Source organism: Brumicola pallidula DSM 14239 = ACAM 615 (assembly GCF_000428905.1).
GTDB lineage: Bacteria > Pseudomonadota > Gammaproteobacteria > Enterobacterales > Alteromonadaceae > Glaciecola > Glaciecola pallidula.
In genome coordinates this window covers 266609-283603 of sequence record NZ_KE386814.1, presented here as the reverse complement: position 1 = coordinate 283603, position 16995 = coordinate 266609, and the positions used below count along the sequence as shown (strand labels likewise).

Genomic DNA, 16995 nt, shown 5'->3' with positions numbered 1-16995 from the left:
GTTAAGATAAATGAAAAGCGTGAATAGCTTGGAAAATAGCGTGGAAGATAGCGTGGAAGATAGCTTGGAAAATAAATTAGAAAATGGCTTAAAAAATCAGTTATTGGTCGCTATGCCTTCTCTAGAAGATGGCTTTTTTGAGCGCACTGTTATTTATGTTTGCGAGCATAATACAGAAGGAGCAATGGGTATTGTTATCAACCTCCCCTCAACAATGACGTTTCGAGAGCTAATTTCGCAGGCCGATGAGCACGCGATAGTTGAAGACAACAAAAGCCAACAAATCGTACTTTGTGGTGGACCGATGCATCAAGATAGAGGCTTTATTTTGCATGGATCCCAAGCAGGCTGGAGTTCTAGTGTCGCCCTTACACCCGCGATAATGGTGACAACGTCCAAAGATATTTTAGCTGTTATCGGAAACGATTTAGGTCCAGAAAAAGCACTTATTGCGCTTGGTCATGCTGGCTGGGAACCGGGACAACTTGAACAAGAACTAAAGGAGAATGTATGGCTGACCGTAGAGGCTGATGATGATCTCTTGTTTAACACACCTGTGCATTCAAAATGGCGAGCCGCTGTTAACAAATTAGGTGTGGATGTTTGGCAACTGACTCAAGAAATCGGTCATGCTTAAATGAAAAACAATACCACCATTGCATTCGATTATGGTGTTAAAAGCATTGGTGTAGCGGTTGGTCAAACAATAACAGGAACTGCGTCACCGTTGTTTGCATTAAGAGCAAATGATGGCATACCAAATTGGCAAACTATTGCGGATGTGTTTGCCGAATGGCAACCAGATAACCTGCTGGTCGGCTTACCATTGAATATGGATGGCACGGAGCAAGAAATAACGCAACGCGCGCGAAAATTTGCCAATCGCTTACATGGCCGGTTCGGTCTCCCAGTGCATACATTTGATGAACGCTTAAGCACTGTAGATGCAAAAGCACGTTTATTTGAGTTAGGCGGATTTAAAAAGCTAAGCAAAGAAAAAGTAGATAGCGTTTCAGCTTGTTTAATTTACGAAAGCTGGGTTATCGCGCAATATTAAATCCCCCAGCAGTAACATCAACAGGTGTCTTTGACTCTGGGTTCTTGGCACTTCCAACAAATTGCGAATTGAAACTCATTTATTTGTTCACAATGCAAACATGCCCAATCATTTTTATTGTCGGTGCTTATATCGGCTTGTTCTTGATAAAAGTTATCTAGTATTTTTTGTGCTTTAGACTGCCACTCGCTATCTTGGAGCCAAATTTCAGGTTCAGAATCCATCGGCGGTATTTCGCCAATAGCGCCTTGTACTAATTCATTTTTTACAAAACAAGGAATACCAGCATCATCTAAAATACTTTTGACTTGATAGACGTGAAAGCGGTCGTGATGACGAAAAAATCTCTGCATTAAATTCTCTTTGATAAATTATCCCCATTTTCACATCTACTTATATCAACGCACTATTGCATGGCAGACGGATCGTGGGTGAAAAATATGACTATGTGCTTTTGTTAGCAATACAACAAGCTAATCCTAAAAACCGATTAGAACGATTTGTTTTTATCGTTTTTAATGATTGTCGATACACTCTATTCTTCTGTCCCAACAAACATATAAGTAAATGACAGCGGCTGCCATTTGCGTATGAATAGCAATTTATGTTAACAATAATAAGGAACGCAGTATGCACGATATCATCATTCAGCTAAGTCAACGGCTATTACTAATCAAACAAAAAGACAATATTCAAGTGTGTAACTTTAAAGATAACTACTATGGCGACCAGCAATGCTGCGCAATAGAGCAGATAAAACTAAACAATAAACCCCGCTAAGAGCGGGGTTTATTAAATGCTATCAGTCAAACAGCGACTTTTTTCAGACTGTCTAGCCCATGTCTATCGACACATTGCTCAAACTACCAAGGCCACTGCCCACTTGACTATCAAGCTTTATCATTAAACGTAGGTCATTCGGAGAATCGGCGTTATGCAAGGCTTGCTCTTCGGAAATACGGTTTTCTTTATATAATGTATAAAGGGCCATATCAAAACTCTGCATACCCTGCTCTTTGCCCTTCACCATCGCTTCTTTTAACATCCCAATTTCATTTCGCTGGATCAGGTCTGACACTAAGGGCGTGTTCAACAGAACCTCTATCGCAGCAACTCTGCCCTTGCCATCAATGGTCGGGACTAGTTGCTGAGCTACAATTGCTCTAATGTTTTGACTTAAATCGAAACGCAGCTTCTGATGCATGTTTTGCGGGGCCAAATGCATTATACGTTCAATCGCTTGGTTTGCATTATTTGCATGCAAAGTTGCAACGCATAAGTGCCCAGTATCAGCAAACGACATGGCATATTCCATGGTTTCCATAGAGCGGATTTCACCAATTAAGATAACATCCGGAGCCTGACGCAGTGAACTCTTCAGAGCATCGTCAAAAGTATGCGTATCGATACCAACTTCGCGCTGAGTGACGACACAGTTATTATGCTCATGTACGAATTCAATCGGATCCTCAATGGTCAATATGTGCCCATGAGAGTGTTGATTTCTATGGCCGATAAGAGCGGCAAGTGATGTTGACTTACCTGTACCCGTGCCACCAACAAATAACACCAAGCCTTTTTTCGACATGATAATGTCTTTAAGAATGGGTGGTAAACCCAGTTCATCTGCATTTGGAATTTGCGTGACAATACGACGAATGACCATGCCAGGTTGGTCGCGTTGCCAAAAGGCACTGCATCTAAAACGACCAACACCCTCGATCGAAATCGCAAAATTACATTCCTTTTCTTCAACAAATGCCTTCTGTTGCTTTTCACTCATTGTATCATGCACGAGTTCGAGCGCTTCTGGCTCAGTTAAATTCATCGCGGTTAATGGCGTCATACGCCCATTAATCTTAGCGCTGACTGGCATGCCTACCGTAATAAATAAATCCGACGCACCATGCACAACCATATCTTCTAAACACTGGTGTAAACTTAACATACTTAATCCTCTGCTTTGCTTACATACCTTTGGATGGTGATTTATCTATCGACTTAGCTGCTGCATCGTTGGCTGAAATAACCCCCATAGCAACCAGACGTTGTAAACACTGATCCATGGTTTGCATGCCGTGCTGATGTCCAGTTTGGATCACAGAATACATTTGTGGCACTTTGTCTTCACGAATAAGGTTTCTGATCGCGGGTATACCAATCATAATCTCATGCGCAGCAACTCGACCACCACCCACTTTTTTCAATAAAGTTTGTGAAATTACCGCACGCAATGATTCAGACAGCATTGAACGAACCATTGATTTTTCTTCAGCTGGAAATACATCGATAATACGGTCAATCGTTTTTGGTGCCGAGTTAGTATGCAGTGTACCGAATACGAGGTGGCCAGTTTCCGCTGCAGATATTGCCAGACGAATGGTTTCTAAATCTCGTAATTCACCCACTAGAATAACATCAGGATCTTCACGTAATGCCGAGCGTAGTGCATTGTTAAAACTATGCGTATCGCGATGAACTTCACGCTGATTCATCACGCACATCTTGTTTTTATGTACGAATTCTATAGGGTCTTCAATGGTAAGAATATGCTCGCGTTTGTGTGTATTGATATGATCAACCATTGCTGCCAGCGTGGTACTTTTACCTGAGCCGGTAGCCCCTGTAACGAGTATAATACCGGTCGGCTGATTAATTATTTGTTTGAAAATTTCCGGTGCACCTAACTGGTCTAGTGTTAAGATATCACTTGGAATTGTTCGCAACACAGCAGCGGCACCGCGGTTTTGCATGAAGGCGTTTACCCTGAAGCGAGATAAGTCTTTTATTTCGAAAGAAAAATCGCATTCGAGGTTTTCTTCGTATTCTTTGCGTTGTTTGTCATTCATAATGCTGAAAATCAACTCATGCACTTCTTCGTGGGTTAGCTCGTTGATATTGAGACGACGCATTTCACCATCAACACGAATGATGGGAGGTAATCCCGCAGATAAATGTAAATCTGAGGCTCTATTGCTTACACTGAAAGCGAGAAGTTCGTTAATGTCCACTATGGGTCACTCCAAAAAGTAGTTGCTGATGCGAACGCTGATATAAATAATTAATTTTGTGTTACTAAAATTTGAGAAACCAACTTATGACAAATCATATCGCCGAAAATCTCCTGAGCGTCAGTGCTCAAATAAAACAATGTGCTTTAAAGGCTGGTCGTGATGCGAACAATATTGAATTGTTAGCCGTAAGTAAAACCAAACCCGTATCGGATATTGTGCTTGCGTATGAAGCCGGACACCGTTCATTTGGTGAAAATTATGTCCAAGAAGGCGTCGACAAGATAGCTGAACTAAAGCACTTAACTGATATCTCTTGGCATTTTATCGGCCCGCTGCAGTCAAACAAGAGCCGTTTAGTGGCAGAAAATTTTGATTGGATGCATTCGGTAGATCGCTATAAAATTGCAAAACGTCTGCATGAACAACGTCCAAATTACGCCAGCCCACTTAATATCTGTATTCAAATTAATATAGACGACGAAGATACAAAGGCGGGGGTATTGCCGCAAGACCTCATGCCGCTATTGTCAGATTGCGAAAAACTTAACAAATTAAGTATAAGAGGCTTAATGGCGATCCCAAAAGCGAGTAAAGTAAAATCCGAACAACTGGCCTCTTTTAAAAAAGTGCAGGATTTATTTGCCACATGCCAGCAAAAGTATCCACAATTTGATACTCTATCCATTGGTATGAGTGGCGATATATCTGCAGCCATCGAATGCGGTTCGACCATAGTTAGGGTCGGTACGGCTATTTTTGGCGCTCGCGATTAATTTTAGCACTGTAGCTTAATGCTGGTGCTATCGACTGCACACTCATTAATTAATAACAAATGTGAAGGAGCAATATGCAAGCACGTAAGTTAAGCTTTATTGGCGCGGGCAATATGCCCAGAAGTATCATTAGCGGTTTGGTAAATGGCGGTTATGACCCCAAACTAATCACGGCATCAAATCCATCGACGCCCAAGCTAGAGGCTTTAGCTAACGATTTTGGTATTAACACAACCCAGTCAAACATAGAAGCGTGCGAGGCTGGCGATGTTATTATTCTGTCAGTTAAACCACAGATCATGGCCCCAACTTGCGCAGACTTGATCCAAAAAACATCAATTGATGGAAAAATTATGGTGTCTATTGCGGCCGGTATCACCACCGACCGTATAATTGAGATGCTGGGTAATTATAATCAAGTGGTACGCACTATGCCAAATACGCCGTCCTCACTCAGCAAAGGTATGACTGGACTTTATGCCCCTGATTCAGTGACACAAGTTGATCGCGACTTTGTTGGGCATGTCATGGATCATGTTGGCAAAACATTATGGGTAGAAAAAGATAGCCAAATTAATATTGTGATAGCTGCCGCCGGAAGCAGCCCAGCGTATTTCTTCTTATTTGCACAAGCGATGCAAGATGAAGCCATACAAATGGGATTAAGCAGTGATGACGCTCGCGTACTTGTACAGCAAGCAATGCTGGGCAGTGCTGAAATGATTTGTCACAATCCAGACCTTGAATTAAGCGAACTAAGAACCCAAGTTACATCCAAGGGTGGTACAACACACGCGGCAATTACTGCCTTCCAAGAAAACAATTTAGAAGCGATTGTAAGCAAAGCTATGCAGGCTGCTGTTGCAAGAGCTGTAAAAATGTCGTCTGACCTTTAACTTAAACGGAATCCAAGATGTTAGCCTTCAATAATTTAATTACGCTGTTATTCGATACTTATGCCATGATTGTATTGGCAAGACTATGGCTACAATGGGCGCGCGCTGATTTCTACAATCCCTTGAGTCAATTTGTGGTCAAGGCAACCCAGCCTGCTGTTGGCCCTTTGCGTGGTATTATTCCATCGTTGGGCAAATTCGACACAGCCACTTTTGTGTTTGCATTTTTAGTTATTCTCACCAAGTTCATCGTGTTTTTTGTACTTACTGACTCAATGTTCCCAGTCCTACCCACTATTATTTTAGTACTATTTGGCTTACTTAAGAGTGCATTTTGGTTACTTTTCATTGTCTTAATAGGCAACATGATACTTAGTTTTGTTCCTAACGTCGGGCCTTCAGTTCGCTATGTATTGCATCAACTTACGGATCCCTTGTTGGCACCTATCCGCCGGTTCTTACCCTCGTTAGGTGGTTTAGACTTCTCTCCTCTTGTATTGATTTTAGCAATTCAATTTGCATTAGATCTAATCGGTCAGTACTTACCGTACTTAATGTAAATAGAGGAAAAATTATGAGATATTCAGCCAATCCGCAGTACTCAATGAAAGCATATCGGGGCTTAGCGTTCCTAGCGCTATTGATTGCTACCTTTTTAATGCAAGCGACAGTTAGCGCAGAAGAGAAGACTCAATTGGGTAACTGGGAGGTGCATCATATTGTACTAGCCACTTCGTTTTTAACTCCCCAAATAGCCAAAGCAAACTCGATAGTGCGTAGCAAATTTAATTCATTCGTTAATATTTCTGTATTAGATAGTGGTGACAAGAAAGCGCAAAATGTTTCTGTAACAGGCACGGCACGAAATTTGTTGGGCAACACCAAAAAGTTATTATTCAAAAAAGTGGTAGACGGAGAAGCTATATACTACTTAGCCGTTTTCTCTCATGCAAATAAAGAAAGTTTTCGTTTTGAAATCACTATCCAGCAAGGTAACCAAACTCAAATACTTGAATTACAGCAGTTGATGTATGTTGATTAGGGGCTAGTAAACACATTATTTAAGACCGTGATGAGCTAACATCGCAATAAAAAGGCGACTATTTAAGCTATTATAAATCGTCGCTTTTTTTGTATATTTTACCGCTAAGCTTGTTGTGCCCGCTTAAATACTAACTCTGTCGCCGTACTTTCTGAATCATTATACTGATAGCCGGCACTATCAAAGTCTTTCAGTGCTGATACACACGTAATACGATTCTCAATAATGTAGCGTGCCATTAAGCCGCGTGCTTTTTTCGCGTAAAAGCTGATGATTTTATACTTTCCATTTTTCTCATCTTTGAATTGAGGTGTGATAATGGTCGCGCCAAGAAGCTTCTTTTTCACCGAACTAAAATACTCGTTACTCGCTAAATTTATCAGGATGCTACTGCCTTCTGCATCAGTATTCACCAGTTTATTAGTTTGATCGCTAGCGTCCTTAAGTGCTTTATTCAATTCTTGGGTAATCGAGTTACCCCAGTATTCATATAAGGATTTACCGCGCGTATTTTCTAGCTTAGTCCCCATTTCAAGACGGTATGGTTGCATTAAGTCTAGTGGTCGCAGCAAGCCATAAAGCCCAGAAAGAATACGTAAATGTTTTTGCGCGAACTGAATATCATCCTTGGTTAAGGATTTTGCATCCAGCCCGGTGTAAACATCACCGTTGAAGGCGAATATCGATTGGCGCGCATTCTCAGGCGTAAAGGGTGTGGTGAAACTTGAAAATCGTTCAGCATTTAATATTGAGAGCTTATCGCTGATGTGCATTAAGCTAGCCAAATCGCTTGGCGCTAATTTTTTGCAGGTCTTCACCAACGCTATAGCGTCACCCAACATACTAGGTTGAGTAAAGTCTTGGGTAGGTAATGAAGATTCGAAATCAAGGTTTTTCGCAGGGGAAACGATCATTAACATAATAACTTTCTATCCTTTTTATTGTCTTGTATAACACATGGGGTCAATTTCATAAATGTCTATATCCTCACAATATAATATAAAAACAAACAATCTGTTATAGCCAGTTGCCGCGACAATCGGTAATCTAGACGTATTATTTAAACTAAGGCATAAAAATGACAACACAACTTGAATCATTGCGCACGCTAACAACGGTGGTTGCTGATACCGGGGATATCGAGGCGATTAAAAAATATCAACCGGTAGACGCCACGACTAACCCTTCATTGCTGCTAAAAGCCGCTTCATTGCCTCAATACGCTGAATTAATTAAAGAGTCTGTCGCGTGGGCAAAGACACAATCAAATAACGCCGCACAACAGCTTAACGATGCTGGTGACAAACTTGCCGTTGCGATTGGTAAAGAGATTGTGGGTGTTATTCCTGGCCGCATTTCAACCGAAGTAGACGCTAGATTAAGTTTTGATACCGCAGCAACCCTAAAAAAAGCGCATAAACTGATTAAATTATACGCCGATGCTGGTATCGACAAGTCTCGTATATTGATTAAGATTGCATCTACTTGGGAAGGTATAAAAGCAGCCGAAATTTTGGAAAAAGAAGGCATAAACTGCAACCTAACATTACTGTTTAGCTTCACTCAAGCCAGAGCCTGTGCTGAAGCGGGTGTATTTTTGATTTCCCCATTTGTTGGCCGAATCCTAGACTGGTACAAAGCAAGCACGGGTAAAATAGCGTATGTCGGTGATGAAGATCCGGGCGTTATTTCTGTGACTGAAATCTATAATTACTACAAATCTTATGGCTATAAGACGGTCGTTATGGGTGCGAGTTTCCGAAACACCGACGAAATACTTTACCTTGCTGGCTGCGACCGTTTGACTATTAGCCCACAGTTACTTGAAGAATTGCATAACACACAGGGCGAAGTAAAACCTTATTTGATGGATAATGGCAAGGTAAAAAATGTCGGTGATAAAATATCAGAAACCCAATATAGATGGGATATGAATGAAAATGCAATGGCAACTGAAAAACTAGCAGAAGGTATTCGTAACTTTGCAGCGGACCAAGCTAAGTTAGAAATATTGCTAGGAAAAATGCTATAAACGCAAATGCCATTCTAGCGTTTGATATTTTTACAGCAACTGTGTTCACTTGCGTCCAATATAAACAAGCATGTTGTGTTCGCAACGAAACAACGTAGCAGGCAATTTACAGGATCACCCTGCTGCGTTTTGAAAGCATAGGGCACGCGTAAATCAGACTCAGCTTTTATTGCTGTTAATCTGCGTTTTGCGTGCCTTTTGTGTGTCTTTTCTGTGGTTATCGTTAGGCTAAATTAAAAAATTGGAGACTCAATCGTGGAACGTATTCGTCATACTCAAGCATGGTCAACCCTCGAAGCACTCTCAACCGGTATAAAACGCCAACATATGCGAGACTGGTTCGCTGCCGACAAAAATCGTGCAAGCGAGTACACAACTAACGCTTGCGGAATTACCCTTGATTACAGTAAAAACCGGGTTACCGAAGAGGTATTAAAAGCGCTTTTTGAGCTTGCTGAACAACGTCAGGTGAGTAATAAAATTAATGCTATGTTTGCTGGTGGTCTTATTAATACCACTGAACATCGTGCTGTATTGCACACCGCATTAAGAAACTTCTCTGGTAACAAAGTGATGGTTGATGGCGAAGACGTCATGCCGAGTGTTTTAGCCACCTTAGATAAAATGAAAGCGTTCACACAAAGCGTCCAATCTGGCGCGCACAAAGGCTGCACTGGGAAACCAATTAAAAAAGTAGTTTGCATTGGCATTGGCGGCTCATTCCTTGGTCCAAAAATAGTCACAGAAGCACTTAAACCGTATAAAAATAAAGTGTTGGATGTGCGTTTTGTGGCCAATGTTGATGCGTGCCATATTCAAGACGTTCTATCCGAATGTAATTTTGAAGAAACCTTATTTGTAATGTCATCCAAATCATTTAATACCCAAGAAACACTGCAAAACACGCTTACCGCAAAAGCATGGTTTTTACAGCAAGGTGCGACTGTAACTGATATTGCTAAACATTTTGTAGCGGTGTCCTCAAATGTAAAAGCCGCAACTGACTTTGGCATGGCTGCTGACAATGTATTTCCTATGGCTGATTGGGTAGGTGGTAGATACTCGCTTTGGTCTGCAATCGGCTTACCTATTTGCCTTGCGATTGGTTTTGATAATTTCAGGCAAGTGCTGCAAGGTGCTTACGAAATGGATGAGCACACCAAAACAACTCCCTTTGAGTCAAATTTACCAGTGATATTGGCCGTATTAGGTGTCTGGTACCGTAATTTCATGGGTGCACAGTCACATGTGTTATTACCTTATTATCATTATCTGAGAGGCTTTCCAGCCTACGTTCAACAACTCGATATGGAAAGTAACGGCAAAACAACCACACAAAATGGGATGACGGTTGACCACGGCACAGGCCCTATTATTTGGGGGGGTGAAGGCACCAACGGTCAACATTCATTTCACCAGTTAATTCACCAAAGTAACCTGCCAATCCCTGCTGATTTCATGTTACCGATTAAAGTATTGGATCAAGATGACACGCATCACGCAATGTTGGCTTCTAACTGTTTTGGTCAAACTCAAGCCTTGATGCAAGGAAAAACATTTGAAGAGTGCTATCGAGACTTAGGTGATAAAGACTTATCTGATGAAGAACGCGTAAAGTTAGCCGCGCACAAAACAATGCCGGGAAACAAACCCAGTAATACGCTTTTGTTTGAGCAACTCGATCCGAAAACATTGGGCGCGCTAATCGCTTTATATGAGCACAAAGTATTAATTCAGGGGGCTATTTGGGATGTGAACTCGTTCGATCAATGGGGTGTTGAACTTGGTAAAGTGTTGGGTAACGATGTATTGAATGTCATTCAAGGGAACAAGAGTGATGAACATTTAGACGCCTCAACGGCGGCACTAATTGCTCAATTTAATCAGGCTCAAAAGAATAAATAGTAAAATAAGTCGCCGTTTATGTCATGAAAATGCAACTGCAGGTTAACAAATAGTTAATTAATGTGTTTTAATTTTGCAACGCCTATGGTACATATTAGTACGAGCGCTGAGGGTAGATGCTCTTCATTGAGTTAGTTGGTTATGTAGTAAACGGTTTCGATAAGGAGATACACGTGGAAAGAGCCGAGTTAATGTCAATAATCGATACAGAGTCCCGTCCAGTTAAAACTAAGAGCAAGAAGCGAAAATGGAGAGAGATTGAAGCTATCCAAGACAAGTATAAACTCGACAGAGAATTATGCGATTTGGATACTAGCTTAGAGAACGAATTAAACGAAATGATGCGATAACAACATAAAATGCCACTCCACAGATTACATCTTGGAGTGGCATTTTTGTTTTATGCTCAACTAATTTGTTATTGCACTCGACTAGTCTCGTTAATAAGCGCACAAAGCGGATTTAAGTAAAGTCAAAGTCTAAATCACCTGATTTTTACAAAGTGTACCTCAGTATTTATTAAGGCAACCAATCGATTGGCTGCTTCGCTAATGACTTTAAAATCCTGTTAGTCATACTGAAATGCCTACACCCAAAAAAGCCTCGATATGCAGACAAGGGTGACGGATGAACAGCGGTCAAAATAGTATGACGATTTTTATCAATTAGCGTCGCTTTTTTCTGTGCTGGAGCACCCCACAGTAAGAAAATGACATTATCAAATTCACTGCTAATGATCGAAATAACGCCGTCAGTAAACTGCTCCCAACCTACATTTTTATGTGAATTAGCGTGTCCCTGCTCTACCGTTAACACCGTATTTAGGAGTAATACGCCCTGCTGAGCCCAATGACTTAGGTTACCATGCTCAGGTTTTTCAAAATCAGCAATATCAGTGGCGAGTTCTTTGTATATATTACGTAAGGAGGGCGGGATTGTATTCCCTTTTAAAACCGAAAAACATAAGCCATGCGACTGATTTAGGCCATGATAGGGGTCTTGTCCCAAAATCACTACTTTCAAATTTTCAGGTGTAGTTAATTTGAAAGCGTTAAATACATCAGCCTGCACAGGGAAAATCACCTTGCCAGCAGCACGCTGATCCTCAACATGACTCAGAGCACTTTGCATACCTGCGCGCAAGGACGCGTTTACTGGCGCTGCTGTATTGCTTTTATCCACCTCATTGCTAACGCTCTTTGCAATGCCTTGCTGCAGATTATTAATACCAAAAAGTGTCTCCCAAGTCTGCATGTAAGCCACTCCTAAACTTACTTATTTTAAAATAGAAAACATGTGCGACTTTAGTGCTTCGTAGCTATTTTCGATATCCACAGAGAAGTCTGGTTTACCCACACAGTCAGCCAGCGGTTGCGGCAAACTAATGGGTTGCCCCAAGACATTTTCAACCGTTTCTCTAAATTTAGCAGGATGAGCTGTACCCAAGAACACGCCGACTTCATCGCCAGCTAAAGAGCGTGACAATGACCGGTATCCAATAGCTGCATGAGGCTCTGAAACATAGCCTAAGCTTGCTAATTGACGCATAGCTACCTGGGTGTACTCTTCGTCAACCGCCTCGCCTATTAAACTGTCTTTATCTATGTAGCCCTGTTCAATCAACGCTTCAATACGTGGCCAGTTATTTGGCTGACTAACGTCCATTGCATTAGATATCGTTGCTATCGTGGACTTTGGTGTCCATTCACCCGTTTTCAGATAACGCGGCACAGTATCATTCAAATTAGTCGCTGCAATAAAGCGCTTAATTGGCAGCCCTAGTGACTTACCAATCATACCTGCTGTTAGGTTACCAAAGTTACCGCTGGGTATTGAAAACACGGCTTTGTCTTGTTGTTTTTTAGGTAGTTGCGCAACTGCTTCAAAGTAATAACAAACTTGTGCAAGCAGACGGCTGATATTAATTGAATTCGCAGAATTTAAGTGTAAGCCATCACGTACTTCAGGGTCGTCAAATGCCGCTTTCACCAATTGCTGGCAGCCATCGAAGTCACCTTCGATAGCAACCGTGTGGATATTACCACCAAGCGTAGTGAAAAGTTTTGCTTGTAGCGGGCTAATTTTGCCTTTGGGGTACAAGATCACAACTTGAATATTGTTGATGCCATGAAATGCGTGGGCAACGGCAGCACCGGTATCGCCTGAGGTTGCCGTTAAGATAGTAATTGGCTCACCTTTACTAATATTGGCTAAGACTTGCGCCATGAAACGCCCGCCAAAGTCTTTAAATGCCAGTGTTGGACCGTGAAAAAGTTCTAAACTATAAATATTCTCAGTCACACTCACTAACGGCGCGCCAAACTGAAATGCCGTAGTGACAATTTTGCTCAGCAGCTCCTCAGGTAACTCGTCACCAATAAGTTGCTTGAGTATACGAATACTTCTTTCAACAAATGGCAAAGCCAACACTTCATCAATATTCTCAAAAGGAATGATTTCCTCAGGAAAATATAACCCTTGGTTTTTACCCAAGCCTTTTTTTACCGCTTCGGCAAAATTTACTTTATCGCTCGCATCTTTTAAATTAACTAAATTCACGTCTAAAACCTTTGTTATTTATTCGGCTAATGGCTTAATTAGTAATGCACGTTATCGTTAGGTGCCGTCTTCGCTATTTTCATTCTTTAGAATTAAATGGCTTAGGAGATAAGAGTTGTGCCTTTATCATCTAACTGGCAAATATGGCTAAAGCCATCGCTGTTTTGAATATACTCTTTTTCTAACCATGCCTGCATAGTTTTTGCTTCGTCAAGTTCTCTGGCAATAGCAAAAACCGTTGGACCCGACCCGGAAATACCGAATGCCAATGCATTGTTACTCATACAAGCCTCGCGCGCATCATCAAAGCGAGGCAGTAGCACTTTTCTGTGTTGTTCAGCAATTACGTCGGTCATCATTTTTGCTGCTAACGTTTCGTTTTGGGTATATAAGCAATGTACAAACACGCTAAGTTGACGACCAAAATCGAGGGTATCAGATAAGGCATATTGCTTAGGTAGCAATCGCCGAGCTTCAGCCGTCGACACCGTAATACCAGAATAGCACACTACCCAATACCAGTTGTCAAAGCACGGCAGTTTAGCCGCAATCGGTGAGGCCTGGCCTGTCATCAAGACAAGTCCACCGATATAACTCGGTGCCACATTATCGTAATGCACACTACCACTAATTTGACCTTCTAATTCGCCCATCATAGTCAAAAGAGCATCTTCAGAAAATGCCTTACCCGCATGTTCATTTAGTGCATAAAAAGCAGCAACTATCGAACTCGCGCTGGAGCCTAATCCGCTGCCGATAGGCAGTGCTTTGTGCAAATGCACTTTAACGTTGAGCTGCGCTTTATGTATAGATGTTAATTTGTTTTGAAAAAAAGTGTAGCACTTGGTCACAATATTGTTTTCAATGCCAGGGGGCAGTCTATCAGCAAAGTTGCCATCCACACTGAGTGAAAAAGCACTAGCGTCGGTTACCTCAACCCAGTCACCTAGTTGCGTGCCATCGATAGGTTGCAATGCTGCACCTAGCAAATCAAAACCAAGGCTGACATTACCAATCGATGCGGGTGCAAATGCTTTTGTTGTTTTTGCCGTCATTATCCGAAATCCTGAGTCCAAGGCATGGTGCGAAGCACATCAGCAAATACACCGGCAGCTGTCACTGTAGCACCAGCACCGTAGCCACGAATAACAAACGGAATAGGCTGGTAATATTTGCTATGAATAGCAAGTGCATTCTCACCGTCTTTTACTGTTGCTAAGGGATGGTTAAGTGGGACTTCTTGAATAGAGACTTTACATTTATTTTGTTTAATTGAACCGACATAACGCAACACTTTACCTGCCTCTTTCGCACTATTTACTCTGGCCTTTAAGTTTGCGTCCAAAGACGGTAAATTAGCCAAGAATACATCAATAGTGCCCGTAGCATCGAAGTTAGGCGGTAAAACAGATTCGGTTTCAATGTCACAAAGTTCCAACTCCATGCCGGATTCACGCGCCATAATAAGTAGTTTACGCGCCACATCCATGCCGGATAAATCGTCGCGGGGATCAGGCTCAGTAAAGCCATTCTTTTTCGCTATTAAGGTTGCTTCGGATAAGCTCATGCCCTCATCAAGCTTGCCAAATACGTAAGACAGTGAACCTGATAATATACCCTCAAAACTTTCTAGCACGTCACCCGCCGAAACTAACTTTTGCAAGTTATCAATGACTGGTAAGCCAGCGCCAACCGTGGTTTCATAAAGATATTGTCGGTTAGTTTTCTGCATAGTACGTTGCAGTTTTTTATATTGAGCCATGGATGCCGTATTCGCCTTTTTGTTCGGCGTAACAACATGGCAACCTGAATTCATCATTTCCACATACAAGTCTGCAATCGACTCGTTACTCGTGCAGTCAATAATCACAGGGTTTACTAAACTGTTGTCATTCGAGAACTGATGAATACGAGCGACTGAGAATGCTTCATCGGCCTTTTCTAACTCAGCTTTCCAATCTGAATTTAAATCAACGCCACTGTTATTCAGTAACAATTTTCGGCTGTTAGCGACACCAAATACTTCTAGCCTAATATTTCTAGCCATCAACGCCGGTTGTTGCTGTGCGATTTGCCGAAGTAACTCCTGACCAACGTTGCCACACCCAACCAAAAATGCATCAATGGTATGCTTTTTAGTAAAGAAGTTCTGATGTATCACCTTTACCGCTTTCTTGGCTTTCGAGTTTTCAATCACAGTACTAATTGACCTTTCTGACGAACCCTGTGCAATTGCCACATTATTCACTCTAGCTTGTGCTAATGCGCCAAAAAACTTTGCCGCCATCCCTTGTGACTGTCGCATACCATCACCAACCAAGGTGACAATAGCGAGTTCTCGGCGCACCTCAATTGGTTCGAGTAATTGATTAATGAGTTCAAGCGCGAAGCTGTCCTCTAACAACTCTAACGCGCGGTCGGCGTCCTTATTTTGAATACAAAAACTGATACTATATTCAGATGAACTTTGGGTAATAAGACTAATTGAAATATTACCCGTGGAAATGACATCAAAGATCCGGCTAGCCATGCCAACCATGCCCTTCATACCAGGCCCTGCAATATTAAACATCACTACATTTTCAAGGTGAGAAATTCCTTTCACACTTGTCCATTTCTCACTGGCTTCATGGCTAATTAAGGTACCAGGTGCACTTGGATTTAAGGTATTACGGATTAAACAAGGAATGCTGTATTGAGCAATAGGACCGATGGTTTTTGGATGCAGTACCTTAGCACCAAAATAGGACAGTTCCATAGCTTCTTGATAAGTTAATTTGTCCAGTAAAACAGCGCCATCTACTTGATTAGGGTCGGCATTATATACACCATCAACGTCGGTCCAAATTTCGCAACAACTAGCGCCAATGCAGGCAGCCAATATTGCGGCAGAGTAGTCCGAACCATTACGACCGAGTGTGACCTTTTCGCCGAGTTCATTGATCGCAACGAAACCAGGCATGATGATGAGCGAGGTGCCACTGGTATCGACATCAGAAAAACGGGCTTTGCTGGCACTTAAGTCGGCAATGCTGTCAAGATAATCACCGTGGGCGATAATATAATCGACAGGGTCAATAATGTTATTGCTGAGCCCCTTAGCATTTAAAATTTCGCTAAAAATACGCACGCTAACATATTCACCCAAACTCAAGATGGCTGCCGTGATTTGATCAGGACATATTTTTAATAGCGCAATACCTTTAAGTTGCTGTTCAAGCACTGATAACTTTTCAGTGATAAAATCGCTAAGGGGCTGATAAGAAAAATTATCTAGGCTCTCGTTCAAATCATCGGCAATCGCATGAAGGGTCATGTTTAACTTTGCAAAAAGCTCGCCGTAGTCAGCGCCTGACTGCGCTTGCTCACATAGTAACGAAAGAGCATTAGTCACCCCTTTGGGTGCAGATAACACGACGGCAGCACCTTCTGTTTGGTGTGTATCGGTACTAATCTCTAGCACGCGCATATATCTAGTTGCGTCTGCGAGACTCGAACCACCAAACTTTAAAACCTTCATGTATCTCTCCTATACTCAAATGAGCTTATATTTGCCACATACAAAAAAACCCGCTTTTGGCGGGCTTTCGTTAACTGCTTAATGTACAAAAGCTAACGACGGCCCCTCAGTGGCATGGTAATCATCATACTGGTCATTGTTTGCATTATTCTCGTTGTGATGATAATTGCTACAATATGACTCACAGCATTAAAGGC

The 16995-nt window shown here is 41.8% G+C and carries 18 protein-coding genes; 10 read left to right on the top strand and 8 right to left on the bottom strand.

Features of this window, described 5'->3' with window-relative positions; translation table 11 throughout:
* Positions 1-10: 10 nt before the first annotated feature.
* Positions 11-637 (top strand): YqgE/AlgH family protein, encoded by a 627-nt coding sequence (locus G399_RS0112135; protein WP_006015509.1) that lies wholly within the window; start codon positions 11-13, stop codon positions 635-637.
* Positions 638-1057, top strand: coding sequence for a Holliday junction resolvase RuvX (ruvX, locus tag G399_RS0112130; RefSeq protein ID WP_006015507.1), 420 nt, complete (start codon positions 638-640; stop codon positions 1055-1057).
* 17 nt (positions 1058-1074) lie between these two features.
* Here the strand turns inward: ruvX and G399_RS0112125 are convergent, their stop codons facing one another.
* The gene (locus G399_RS0112125) at positions 1075-1410 is read right to left on the bottom strand and encodes a putative signal transducing protein (protein WP_006015505.1); all 336 of its coding nucleotides are present in this window, start codon (positions 1408-1410) and stop codon (positions 1075-1077) included.
* A gap of 277 nt (positions 1411-1687) precedes the next feature.
* Here G399_RS0112125 and G399_RS22035 point away from each other — a divergent pair, with 277 nt between their 5' ends.
* On the top strand, positions 1688-1837 hold the full coding sequence (locus G399_RS22035) for a hypothetical protein (protein WP_006015502.1): 150 nt from the start codon (positions 1688-1690) through the stop codon (positions 1835-1837).
* Between the two features lie 52 nt (positions 1838-1889).
* On the opposite strand, the gene G399_RS0112115 is transcribed toward G399_RS22035, so the two are convergent.
* Entirely contained in the window at positions 1890-3005 is a 1116-nt protein-coding gene (locus tag G399_RS0112115) for a PilT/PilU family type 4a pilus ATPase (protein ID WP_006015500.1), read from the bottom strand.
* 19 nt (positions 3006-3024) lie between these two features.
* Positions 3025-4068, bottom strand: coding sequence for a type IV pilus twitching motility protein PilT (locus G399_RS0112110; RefSeq protein ID WP_006015497.1), 1044 nt, complete (start codon positions 4066-4068; stop codon positions 3025-3027).
* A gap of 86 nt (positions 4069-4154) precedes the next feature.
* Between G399_RS0112110 and G399_RS0112105 the strand changes: the two genes are divergently transcribed.
* From G399_RS0112105 to G399_RS0112090, 4 genes are all read left to right on the top strand, one after another.
* Positions 4155-4844 carry a YggS family pyridoxal phosphate-dependent enzyme gene (locus tag G399_RS0112105; RefSeq protein WP_006015494.1) on the top strand — a complete coding sequence of 230 codons (690 nt, stop codon included), beginning with the start codon at positions 4155-4157 and terminating at the stop codon, positions 4842-4844.
* 74 nt (positions 4845-4918) lie between these two features.
* Positions 4919-5740, top strand: coding sequence for a pyrroline-5-carboxylate reductase (gene proC / locus G399_RS0112100; RefSeq protein WP_006015492.1), 822 nt, complete (start codon positions 4919-4921; stop codon positions 5738-5740).
* Between the two features lie 17 nt (positions 5741-5757).
* Positions 5758-6300, top strand: coding sequence for a YggT family protein (locus G399_RS0112095; RefSeq protein WP_006015489.1), 543 nt, complete (start codon positions 5758-5760; stop codon positions 6298-6300).
* Between the two features lie 14 nt (positions 6301-6314).
* Positions 6315-6782: a DUF4426 domain-containing protein gene (locus G399_RS0112090; RefSeq protein WP_006015486.1), complete on the top strand. Its 468-nt coding sequence runs from the start codon at positions 6315-6317 to the stop codon at positions 6780-6782.
* 104 nt (positions 6783-6886) lie between these two features.
* On the opposite strand, the gene yaaA is transcribed toward G399_RS0112090, so the two are convergent.
* Positions 6887-7702 (bottom strand): peroxide stress protein YaaA, encoded by an 816-nt coding sequence (yaaA, locus tag G399_RS0112085; protein ID WP_006015483.1) that lies wholly within the window; start codon positions 7700-7702, stop codon positions 6887-6889.
* Positions 7703-7860: 158 nt separating this feature from the next.
* On the opposite strand from yaaA, the gene tal reads away from it, so the two are divergent.
* The 3 genes from tal to G399_RS20655 all read left to right on the top strand — a co-directional run bounded on the left by tal (position 7861) and on the right by G399_RS20655 (position 11069).
* A complete protein-coding gene (gene tal / locus G399_RS0112080; RefSeq protein ID WP_006015480.1) occupies positions 7861-8814 on the top strand; it encodes a transaldolase in 954 nt (317 codons plus the stop codon).
* 255 nt (positions 8815-9069) lie between these two features.
* Positions 9070-10719: a glucose-6-phosphate isomerase gene (pgi, locus tag G399_RS0112075; protein ID WP_006015478.1), complete on the top strand. Its 1650-nt coding sequence runs from the start codon at positions 9070-9072 to the stop codon at positions 10717-10719.
* A gap of 173 nt (positions 10720-10892) precedes the next feature.
* Positions 10893-11069 (top strand): DUF3545 family protein, encoded by a 177-nt coding sequence (locus G399_RS20655; RefSeq protein ID WP_006015476.1) that lies wholly within the window; start codon positions 10893-10895, stop codon positions 11067-11069.
* 169 nt (positions 11070-11238) lie between these two features.
* On the opposite strand, the gene ung is transcribed toward G399_RS20655, so the two are convergent.
* The 4 genes from ung to thrA all read right to left on the bottom strand — a co-directional run bounded on the left by ung (position 11239) and on the right by thrA (position 16798).
* On the bottom strand, positions 11239-11973 hold the full coding sequence (gene ung, locus G399_RS0112065; RefSeq protein ID WP_006015474.1) for a uracil-DNA glycosylase: 735 nt from the start codon (positions 11971-11973) through the stop codon (positions 11239-11241).
* Between the two features lie 21 nt (positions 11974-11994).
* Positions 11995-13278, bottom strand: coding sequence for a threonine synthase (gene thrC / locus G399_RS0112060; RefSeq protein ID WP_006015472.1), 1284 nt, complete (start codon positions 13276-13278; stop codon positions 11995-11997).
* A 101-nt stretch (positions 13279-13379) separates the two neighbouring features.
* Positions 13380-14333, bottom strand: coding sequence for a homoserine kinase (gene thrB, locus G399_RS0112055; RefSeq protein WP_006015471.1), 954 nt, complete (start codon positions 14331-14333; stop codon positions 13380-13382).
* On the bottom strand, positions 14333-16798 hold the full coding sequence (gene thrA, locus G399_RS0112050) for a bifunctional aspartate kinase/homoserine dehydrogenase I (protein WP_006015470.1): 2466 nt from the start codon (positions 16796-16798) through the stop codon (positions 14333-14335). Before thrA ends, thrB begins: the two co-directional genes overlap by 1 nt.
* Positions 16799-16995: the final 197 nt, after the last annotated feature.

Coding starts and splice junctions, on each gene's coding strand:
- G399_RS0112135 (WP_006015509.1), top strand. CDS start 11: ATGAAAAGCGTGAATAGCTTGGAAAATAGCGTGGAAGATAGCGTGGAA.
- ruvX (WP_006015507.1), top strand. CDS start 638: ATGAAAAACAATACCACCATTGCATTCGATTATGGTGTTAAAAGCATT.
- G399_RS0112125 (WP_006015505.1), bottom strand. CDS start 1,410: ATGCAGAGATTTTTTCGTCATCACGACCGCTTTCACGTCTATCAAGTC.
- G399_RS22035 (WP_006015502.1), top strand. CDS start 1,688: ATGCACGATATCATCATTCAGCTAAGTCAACGGCTATTACTAATCAAA.
- G399_RS0112115 (WP_006015500.1), bottom strand. CDS start 3,005: ATGTTAAGTTTACACCAGTGTTTAGAAGATATGGTTGTGCATGGTGCG.
- G399_RS0112105 (WP_006015494.1), top strand. CDS start 4,155: ATGACAAATCATATCGCCGAAAATCTCCTGAGCGTCAGTGCTCAAATA.
- proC (WP_006015492.1), top strand. CDS start 4,919: ATGCAAGCACGTAAGTTAAGCTTTATTGGCGCGGGCAATATGCCCAGA.
- G399_RS0112095 (WP_006015489.1), top strand. CDS start 5,758: ATGTTAGCCTTCAATAATTTAATTACGCTGTTATTCGATACTTATGCC.
- G399_RS0112090 (WP_006015486.1), top strand. CDS start 6,315: ATGAGATATTCAGCCAATCCGCAGTACTCAATGAAAGCATATCGGGGC.
- yaaA (WP_006015483.1), bottom strand. CDS start 7,702: ATGTTAATGATCGTTTCCCCTGCGAAAAACCTTGATTTCGAATCTTCA.
- tal (WP_006015480.1), top strand. CDS start 7,861: ATGACAACACAACTTGAATCATTGCGCACGCTAACAACGGTGGTTGCT.
- ung (WP_006015474.1), bottom strand. CDS start 11,973: ATGCAGACTTGGGAGACACTTTTTGGTATTAATAATCTGCAGCAAGGC.
- thrB (WP_006015471.1), bottom strand. CDS start 14,333: ATGACGGCAAAAACAACAAAAGCATTTGCACCCGCATCGATTGGTAAT.
- thrA (WP_006015470.1), bottom strand. CDS start 16,798: ATGAAGGTTTTAAAGTTTGGTGGTTCGAGTCTCGCAGACGCAACTAGA.